This is a genomic window from uncultured Paraglaciecola sp. (genome assembly GCF_913058035.1).
Taxonomy (GTDB): Bacteria; Pseudomonadota; Gammaproteobacteria; order Enterobacterales; family Alteromonadaceae; genus Paraglaciecola.
The window spans coordinates 1-9421 of the sequence record NZ_CAJXPA010000164.1; the positions used below are offsets into that span (position 1 = coordinate 1).

7 protein-coding genes are annotated in these 9421 nt (G+C 38.4%); 4 read left to right on the forward strand and 3 right to left on the reverse strand.

Annotated elements, in window-relative coordinates; all coding sequences use genetic code 11:
• Positions 1-1672 precede the first annotated feature (1672 nt).
• Positions 1673-2521 (reverse strand): S1-like domain-containing RNA-binding protein, encoded by an 849-nt coding sequence (locus tag QZ562_RS16905; RefSeq protein ID WP_293762739.1) that lies wholly within the window; start codon positions 2519-2521, stop codon positions 1673-1675.
• Positions 2522-2670: 149 nt separating this feature from the next.
• On the opposite strand from QZ562_RS16905, the gene QZ562_RS16910 reads away from it, so the two are divergent.
• Both QZ562_RS16910 and alr read left to right on the forward strand, forming a co-directional pair.
• Complete coding sequence (locus tag QZ562_RS16910; protein WP_293762741.1) at positions 2671-3540, forward strand: aminotransferase class IV; 870 nt, start codon at positions 2671-2673, stop codon at positions 3538-3540.
• A gap of 40 nt (positions 3541-3580) precedes the next feature.
• Positions 3581-4678, forward strand: coding sequence for an alanine racemase (gene alr / locus QZ562_RS16915; RefSeq protein WP_293762743.1), 1098 nt, complete (start codon positions 3581-3583; stop codon positions 4676-4678).
• A 39-nt stretch (positions 4679-4717) separates the two neighbouring features.
• Here alr and cmoB read toward each other — a convergent pair whose 3' ends face one another.
• Both cmoB and cmoA read right to left on the reverse strand, forming a co-directional pair.
• Complete coding sequence (cmoB, locus tag QZ562_RS16920; RefSeq protein WP_293762745.1) at positions 4718-5689, reverse strand: tRNA 5-methoxyuridine(34)/uridine 5-oxyacetic acid(34) synthase CmoB; 972 nt, start codon at positions 5687-5689, stop codon at positions 4718-4720.
• A 169-nt stretch (positions 5690-5858) separates the two neighbouring features.
• Positions 5859-6590 carry a carboxy-S-adenosyl-L-methionine synthase CmoA gene (cmoA, locus tag QZ562_RS16925; protein WP_293762747.1) on the reverse strand — a complete coding sequence of 244 codons (732 nt, stop codon included), beginning with the start codon at positions 6588-6590 and terminating at the stop codon, positions 5859-5861.
• Between the two features lie 513 nt (positions 6591-7103).
• On the opposite strand from cmoA, the gene QZ562_RS16930 reads away from it, so the two are divergent.
• Together QZ562_RS16930 and add are read left to right on the forward strand one after the other, a co-directional pair.
• Positions 7104-7739, forward strand: a complete 636-nt coding sequence (locus QZ562_RS16930; protein WP_293762749.1) for a response regulator transcription factor — start codon at positions 7104-7106, stop codon at positions 7737-7739.
• Positions 7740-7745: 6 nt separating this feature from the next.
• Complete coding sequence (gene add / locus QZ562_RS16935) at positions 7746-8741, forward strand: adenosine deaminase (RefSeq protein WP_293762751.1); 996 nt, start codon at positions 7746-7748, stop codon at positions 8739-8741.
• The last annotated feature ends 680 nt before the right edge of the window (positions 8742-9421 follow it).

A 9421-nucleotide genomic window follows, 5' to 3' on the forward strand; every position in this document is an offset into this window, starting at 1 on the left:
CATTTATAGTGATTTATCACTGTTATTTTTGAATGGGTACTTTGAGCAGTTCTTATGAGATGACAAAACAAAAAGCTGCTGTGACTTTAAAAAATTGATAGTTATTAAGACTCTTTTTAGACAATGTTTTTTTGGCTACGATAATAAAACGCCAAATAGAGTGGCTAATTTATTACTTTATTTTGAATTGACTGGCTAGTTAGTAAGTAAGTTAGTAACGAGGGTAACCCTAAGATATTTTATAAAGTTGTCATCCCAATAAAAAGTAATGAGCGTTATTTATTTCTGTATTTAGATTTTCTACTCATATCACATTAACTGATTCGCTGGAGACTTCATGCGACCTGCATTAGTTTGTATTCGAATGATTTTAATAGCCTATGTCGTTTGGATAATTCTGTACATTTTTATCAAGCATGATTGATGGCGTATTCTTGACCTTTAAAAAACGAATGCTATACACGCGAAGTTTGCGATCGATATTCTCTGTAGCATCAGAAGCAACCTGATTTGAGTATACTTATAGACACAAGTTTTATTTTTTGTCAGTTTAATTGTGAAGCAATTCAAATACTCTTTATTGTGCTATGTATCGATGACAGATTCTGCAATAGTTTTGCATCAAATAGAGTATAAGAATGAAGGTATAAGGCTAAGGGTATCAAAACAGTTTATTGAATTTTCTGCGGCATTTAAAATAAATTAATGCAGTAAAAAATGAAACTGAAGATCAGGAAAGTGCGACTCAGGATCAATCCTTAAAAAGCCAACCACCTAAGTCATATAAAAGTTCCGCATAACCCTAGACTTGGATAAAGTGCAGCTTGTTTTTTACTAACAGCTTGAAATAGGCTGACGTGATCGGTGCAAGTGTCATATGTCATATGTCAAAGAGTGGCCATGCTAATAAATCAAGTTAATTGAGGAGAGCGACCACTAAATACCTTGCCATAATGGATATAGAGGGAGCCAGTATTTAATGTGATTTGCGGTTCAGAAGCATGATCTTTATTCAATGGCAAGTTGAACAAAATCGGGAACATTGCCAAAATATGTATATGGTCATTGTTTATTGTTCATTGTTTATTGGTTATTGGTTATTGGTTGTTGTTTGTTAGTGATTGGTGATTGGTTTCAGCAGGAACTGCTTCTAATACAATCATTTTTTTTTGGATCTTTTGACAAAGAATTTGTAAACGGCACTCAGTAGATAGGTAGTGTTGTTTTTAGTGCCGCACCATATGCCTAGTAGTGAGGGTGTAAACGTAATTTCAGTTGATGCGTGGTTGGCTGTGATGTCAAGATTTGCAGTTAACATTAATACGGCTTATTAATATTACCCAGCAAATAACAGCAAGGTTTAACTGAAAACATTTTTTTCAGTTAAACCTTGCTGTTGGAAAATGAACAGCGAATGAATTGAAGTGAACACGTAATACACTTACTCTGTTCTTTTGCTTAAAGCTGACATATGCAATCAACTACTGGCCTTCTCGATATTTTTAAAAATATGGACGCCATCCGCTGATGAACACGTGCCCACCAACGAAAGAATCGATTCTAAAGGAGTCATGGCTTCTCCATTATCGACTAAGTCTAGGAGCGGCCAGTATCTGTTTTACAGCGAAATTGTAAAGCCTCTTTAGCACTTAAAGTAGTTTTCATCGTATTTCTATTTTTTAACAAGAGTTATTTTAGTCTTGTCTAATAGTATACGTTTTTGCCTAAACAAAGACCCAATGGCTTTTTTGTATACATTTTTACTGACTGTAAAGCGCTTAGAAATTTCATCTGCTGAGCTCTTATCAGTCAAGGTAGACAAGCCATCATGTGCAATTAGGTCTTCAATTATTTTCTCCTCTAAGGTGTTACGAGCAGTTGGGTCGTGAAATTGAAAACACAGATCAATTTTTCCATCTTCACGAATACGCTTTATATAGCCTTTCATCGAATGACCAATTTTTATTGGTTGAAAAACTTCGTCTCTGAATAACAAGCCAATGTGTGAACCATTAATAATAGCTTTGTAGCCCATATCTGTCTGCCCACAGATCAGTAACTCTACTTCTTGTTTATCCTCAAATGTGCCACCTTCTTCACTCGACTCTTCATATAAAAAGTCTTTGAGTTTGGTTGATGCCGCAAGTCGGCCAGTTTCTTCATCACAAAATACATAGAGTACATAAGATACTCCTTCTGACATGGGATAATCTTGCTCACTAAATGGTACTAGCAGGTCCTTTTCTAATCCCCAATCCACAAAAACACCTACTTTGGTGATACTGACCACTTTTAAATAAGCGCAATGATCAACCAATACCTTTGGGCGTCTGATGGTGGCGATAAGACGATCATCACTATCATGATAAATAAACGCATTTACCATATCCCCTAGCTTACAACCTAAAGGTGCATTTTTAGTAGGGAGCAGAATCTGACCTTTGTCACCTGCGTCTAGGTAGAATCCAAAAGGCACCTCATTCACTACTTCTAGGTTATTGAACTTTCCAACTTGAGACATGATTTTTTGATTATCTATAACGAAATTATGGACGTATTGTAACTGACCAATACATTAAGAAATATAGAAACAATGTATATATTGCTAAATTGATCGCTTTATTCATGTCATAATTAGTGTCTTATATTCTGCTATCTATAGGGTGTTTTATGGCTATTGACAACAATATTGTATTTTTAAATGGTCAGTTTATACCTATATCCGAAGCTAAAATATCGCCTATGGACCGTGGTTTTTTATTTGGTGATGGTATATACGAAGTGGTGCCATCTTATGCTACGAGGTTAGTGGGTTTTGGCTTACATATTGAACGTATGCAAAATGGTCTTAAAGCCATCGGTATTAAACTAAACATGGGCGTTGATGATTGGCGTAACATTGCACAAAACCTGATTGAAAAAAACGGTAAAGGCAACCTTGGGTTATACTTTCATGTTAGCCGCGGGGCCGATGTGAAAAGATTTCATGCTTATCCTGAACACATCCAACCAACAGTTTTTGCTTATGCGTTTGATATTCCAGCTGCCCCTATTGCTGATAAAAAAAGTGTCAAGCAATACAAAGTCACCAGTACTGAAGACCTTCGTTGGAAACGTTGTCAGATTAAATCTACTTCATTGTTAGGTAATGTGATGCATTTTCAACAAGGACAAGAAGCCGGCGTGCATGAAACCATTTTATATAACCAGCGAAATGAGTTAACAGAAGCCAGTGCTTGTAACGTGTTTATTGTTAAAAATGAAGTAGTGATAACACCACGCCTAGATAATCAATTACTGCCCGGTATTACGCGTAATATGTTGTTGGATATTTTACGAAAAGATGGCACTTTACAAGTACAAGAAAGAACAATCAGTATGAGCGAAGTACGAACTGCGGACGAGCTGTGGCTAACCAGCTCAAGCAAGGAAATTGCACCTGTGGTTGAACTAGACGGAAAGCATGTGGGCAAAGGAAATGTCGGTAATATTTGGTTACTTGCTCAATCCCTATATGCTGCGAATAAACATCATTATTAAATCAATTCTTTTAACAATAGCTAGGATCTAAACAAGCCATATGTCTCGACCTGCCAAAATTATTATCGATTTAGCCGCTATTAAGGCTAATTGCCGTTTGGCACAATCTATTGCACCACATTCGAAAACTGTTGCCGTGATAAAGGCCGATGCCTATGGTCATGGAGCGGTAGAGGTGGCAAAAGCAGTTGAGTCACAAGTTGATATGTTCACAGTATCCTGTCTTGAAGAAGCTATGATTCTTCGACAAAACGATTTGAAAAAACCTATTCTATTACTCGAAGGATGTTTTGATAAAACCGAATTGAAGGTTGCTATGGACAACCAGTGCGAACTTGTAGTGCACAGTAGCGCACAGCTAGAACAGTTGCTTAGTGTCACACTTGAAATACCAGTAAAAGTTTGGTTGAAAATCGATACTGGCATGCATAGATTGGGGATCTTACCGCAACAGGTTGAATCGATATATGCCGAGTTGATGGCATCACCTAACGTTAAAAGTATCGTCTTAATGACTCACTTCGCCCATGCTGACGATACTGATGGTGCACACACTGCATTACAAATTAGTCGATTCAAAAATTGTATTCAGCCGATCCTTACTAATACTAGTCAACAAGTAGAGCTGAGTATGGCCAACTCCGCAGCCTTGTTATCTTGGGATCAAACCAGAGTAGACTGGAATCGTCCAGGGATCATGCTGTACGGTCTGAGTCCATTCACTGGACCCATGGACTCAGCTAAGCAGCTTATCCCTGCCATGAATTTTGAGTCACAAGTCATAGCATTACGTGAAATTTTAACTGGAGAATCCGTTGGTTACGGCTGCACATGGACGGCACTACGCCCATCTGTTATTGCTACTATTGCGGTAGGTTATGGTGATGGTTATCCGCGTACCGCAAAATCGGGAACACCAGTGCTAATCAATCAGCAGCGAGCACCGCTGGCGGGCAGGGTGTCCATGGACTTAATTTCTGTAGATGTTACTGACCTTGCGAATGTTCAAATTGGCGACAAAGCCTTGTTGTGGGGTAAGGAATTATCGGCTAATGAAGTAGCAAGTTGGGCAGATACTATTGGTTATGAGTTAGTAACCAGAATGCCTAGACGTGTGGCTAGGCATTTTACTAGTTAAGGTTAGGTAAAGGTTAGGTTAGGTTAAAGTAAGTCAAGGTTAACATTCAGCAACTAAGACGGCTCTAAGCGGAGCAGGGTAACCCTCAATGGTTTTACCAAAGTCGTTTGGGTCAAGAAAGTCTAGCAAGGATTGGCTATGCATCCACTCGGTTGTTCTTTGTTCTTCCAACGTTGTAAGCCCTACATCCACCACTCGAATATTTTTGAAACCCACTTTTTGCATCCATATGATTAACGCTGCGGTGCTGGGTAAATACCATACATTACGCATTTGTGCATAACGTTCACCAGGCATAAAAACAGTTTGTTCGTCGCCTTCTACCACTAATGTTTCAAGTACTAATTCTCCACCTTTACGGAGTTGATTTTTTAACTGGTATAAAAAGTCTATTGGGCTGCGCCTGTGATACAACACACCCATAGAAAACACGGTGTCAAACGCTTTTAATTCAGGTAATTGCTCCACGCCTACTGGTAATAAGTGGATCCGTGGATCAGGATTAAAGTGTTTAATCGCTTGAAATTGCATTAAAAAGAGTTGTGATGGGTCTGCTCCTACTACCATCTTGGCGTGTTCACCTAACATACGCCACATATGATAACCGCTGCCACAACCTACATCCAAAACATAGCGGTCTTTAAGGCAGTGAATATGAGGTTGCACTCTGTCCCACTTCCAGTCAGAACGCCACTCGGTATCGATATGAATACCATGCAGATAAAATGGCCCCTTTCGCCAAGGCATAAACTGTTTGAGTAACCCAATTATTTGTTTTTGGGTATATTCATTAATATCCGTTGTGTTTCCAAATTCCACTGTGCCCTCCAAGTTCATGGAGGAGGGCGTTGTTTCAGGCAGCTTGCTAAGCAACTTTACCCATTTAGAAAAATCTCCGTGTAACTGTTCTTTTTGCCAAGTAGCAATTTGTGCGGGTAGCACCTCTAACCAATGGCTTAAAGGTGAATCAGCGATATGTTTGTAAAAATCATTAAACCAATTAACAGCCAAGTGGCCTCCAGAATGTAAAGCAGTTTCCCGTCATGAATTTCTAGCCACGAGGTAAAAAATAAAAAAATCAATAAACGTTATTATTTATAATAATGTTTTAGATTGACGGTAAATTGAATCTAAAAAAAATTACATAGCTCGAATGGCGCGGCGACCAACTTCGTTGCTTTTAGGTTTTTATTGCGACCATTGATGCAAAATTAAAACAGGTAAACCAGCGAATAACATCAGTAAAACCTACTTGTTTTAATCTGTCTTTGTGTTGCTCAAACGTTTCAGTGCGCATAACATCTTCTAATGCGGTGCGTTTTTGACTTATTTCTAATTCGCTATACCCATTTCTGCGTTTAAATTCATGGTGAAGTTCGACCACTAAATTATTACCTTGTTCGGTATTATGAGTAAGCTTTTCAGATAACAACAAAACCCCACCTGAATTTAGGCCAGCATATATTTTGTGCAAAATATCAATACGTTGTTCCGGTGGGATAAATTGCAAAGTGAAATTCATCACGACACACGATGCATTTTTAATGTCAATATTTTGTATATCATCACAAATAACACTTATCGGTGTAGCTGCTTTAAATGCCTTTACATGCAACTCACAGCGTTGTGCCATGGCAGATGAGTTATCAATGGCTAAAATTTGGCAGTTCTCAGTCTGAATATATTTGCTGGCGGCTAAACTCACTGCGCCTAATGAACAACCTAAATCGTATATATTACTTTGTGGTTGAGAATATTTAGCACAAATTTGACCTATGGTATCAACTATTGTGCTGTATCCAGGCACAGAACGCTGGATCATGTCAGGAAAGACTTCCGCTACCGATTGGTCAAATCGAAATTCGCCCACCTGTTGCGGCTGTGAATAAATGGTGTCTTTAACATCTTGCATGCTGGCGAATTGACCTGAATATAAAATATTTTACAATTCTACCTGTGCAATCTAATCCAAGCAATTTCTCAACTCAAAACAGTAAGATTAAGTCGTTCTGCTGAACATTAACTAAAACAGTAATAATGTGCATTTTAAACATCGAAGTATTAAACAAAAAGAGTCCATAACAGAAATTTTAGGCTTTATTGTTATTTCCAAAGCAATTTATTATATTTCTGGTGTACTCAAAATAAAATTATAAAAAAACATAACTCACTTTTTTTAAAAACGGCAAAAAACAGCAAAAAACAGCAAAAAACAGCAAAAATTAATTAATAGTTATGTGATGTTAATCCCCTAATTATCTGAGCATAGATGATTTATTTTTTAAAGTAGCTTAATAAATGGACGATAACTTTAATGAAATAAACTTAGCCTGATAAATAAGCTATAAATATGAATTATGCCTTCATTAGTTGAGACTAAAGTATTAGTCTCAATTAATGAAGGCATATATAAAGGTTAATCTCAGTGGCGAAGTTTTTAATATCAGATGATCATCCCCTATACAGGGAAGCATTGATATCGGCGCTGCAGCCATTGTTTGAGAACGTAGATATTATACAATCTGATGGTTTAGATTCGACCCTAGAAGCTTTGCAACAACATTCGGACTTTGATTTAGTGCTGTTAGATTTGAATATGCCTGGTTGCGATAGTTTTTATGGCCTGATACGCGTATCACAAGATTTTCCAAAAGTAGCTGTTGCGGTTGTTTCTGCAAGTGATTCTGTGGAAGTTATATGTAAAGTCATGAATTTAGGTGCTAAAGGTTTCATTCCAAAATCTACACCGACCATTGTTATTGCTGAAGCACTAAAGCAAATTATGAACGGCAAAAATTGGTTTCCAGAAGATATGCAAACTGACATAGAAGATTATGTCCCCGCTATTGATATTGCAAAACTGGTAGGTGAACTAACACCCAAACAATTTAGAGTTTTAAGACTATTGCAAAATGGCTTACTCAATAAGCAGATAGCTTTTGACTTAAGTATTACTGAAGCGACAGTAAAGGCTCATATTAGCGCAATTTTTAGAAAGTTTAACGTCAACACACGTACTCAAGCTGTGTTGATGTTAAAGTACCTTGATATTGTTGAATAGCTTCCTGTGATAAACCACAACTACCCTCTAACTGATTTACATCGACATCTCGATGGAAACATTCGTTTGTCCACTATTTGGCAACTGGCACAGGAACATTCAATTTTTTTGCCTGCAGATAGTTTAGAAAAATTAAAGTCAAAAGTTCAAATACAGCAGAAGACCACAGATCTATTAGCTTTCTTAGAAAAAATGGAATTAGGCGTATCCGTTTTGGCATCTGAACAAGCATGCTTTCGTATCGCTTATGAAAATATTGAAGATGCCAAACTGGCTGGATTAGATTATGTTGAATTACGCTTCTCACCAGTTTTTATGGCACAGGCCCATAATCTACAAATAGATCAAGTGGTTGATGCCGTGATCGCTGGTTGTAAAGCTGGCACTAAACAATACGGTGTTCCAGTCAATCTAATTGGTATATTGAGTCGCAGTTATGGTGAAGCAACTTGTCATCAAGAGTTACAAGCATTACTCCGCGCCAAAGACGATATAGTGGCGCTAGATTTGGCTGGTGACGAAAAAGGTTTTCCTGCCATCAGGTTTAAACAACATTTTAAATTAGCCAGAGATGCCGGTTGGAACATTACCGTGCATGCCGGTGAAGCCGACGGTCCGCAAAGTATCAGGCAAGCAATTGATGAGTTAGGTGCAACTCGAATTGGCCATAGTGTGGCGGCACGTGAAGAGCCTCATTTAATGGACTTTATGGCGAATAACAATATTAGTATAGAGTGTTGCTTGACTTCTAATTTTCAAACTGGCGCTTGTACTAATATCGCTGATCACCCTATTAAAACATTTATGGAAAGAGGCATAGTGGTGACCTTGAATACCGACGATCCCGGTGTGTCGGGGATTGAGATTGCTGATGAGTATAAGTTAGCGAGGGAGGTTGTGGGGCTATCTGCTGAGCAGCTTGCTCAGATACAGTTGAATGGAGTTGAGGTGGCGTTTGCTGCTGATAGTGTTAAGAGGGAGTTGTTGAGTCAACTTCGCTGAGTCTTTTTATATTTTATACAGTGTTAAAGCATGCGCTGACGCTTACCGCCATCCATGGCTTTTTTTACACCGCATCCCGCGCAGCGGCCACTTGCTGTCCGACTTACTTTTTGCCTTCAGTAGCATAAAGTAAGCAAAAAATGCCACTCGCCTGGTTATGTCCTTCATCCAATTATTTATGAGATTTAGCAGGTCGTTTGCACTCGTTCTTTCGCAACCAGTTGTAAACGATTCAAATTAGTCAATCACGCTTCTATGATAATCAGCACCCAATCTCGACTTCCGTGTCGAGCTGTTCAACTGGACGAAGCCGTGCTTCTAAGGAATCCAGTTTCACCCATGTAAATTGCCCTACGAAATCTCATAAATAATTGGCGAACATATATGCGAGGGGAGAACAAAAGCAAAAGAATAAATCATCGGCTTCGCCAATTTTCTTTGCTGGCTCCGCCACTGAAATTTACGCAATGTATCGATTTAATTGATATTTTACTTTTTTTATACGATGGGTGTCTCAATTAACTGTGTTTTGAAAAATAAAAGTCGATTGAAATACGATGAAGCACTGGCTGCTGGTTTTCCAATTGCCAGTGGTGTGATTGAAGGCGCGTGTCGTCACCTTATCAATGATAGATTGGATATTACCGGAGCACGTTGGAGCCTTCAGGGGCTTGCTCTTT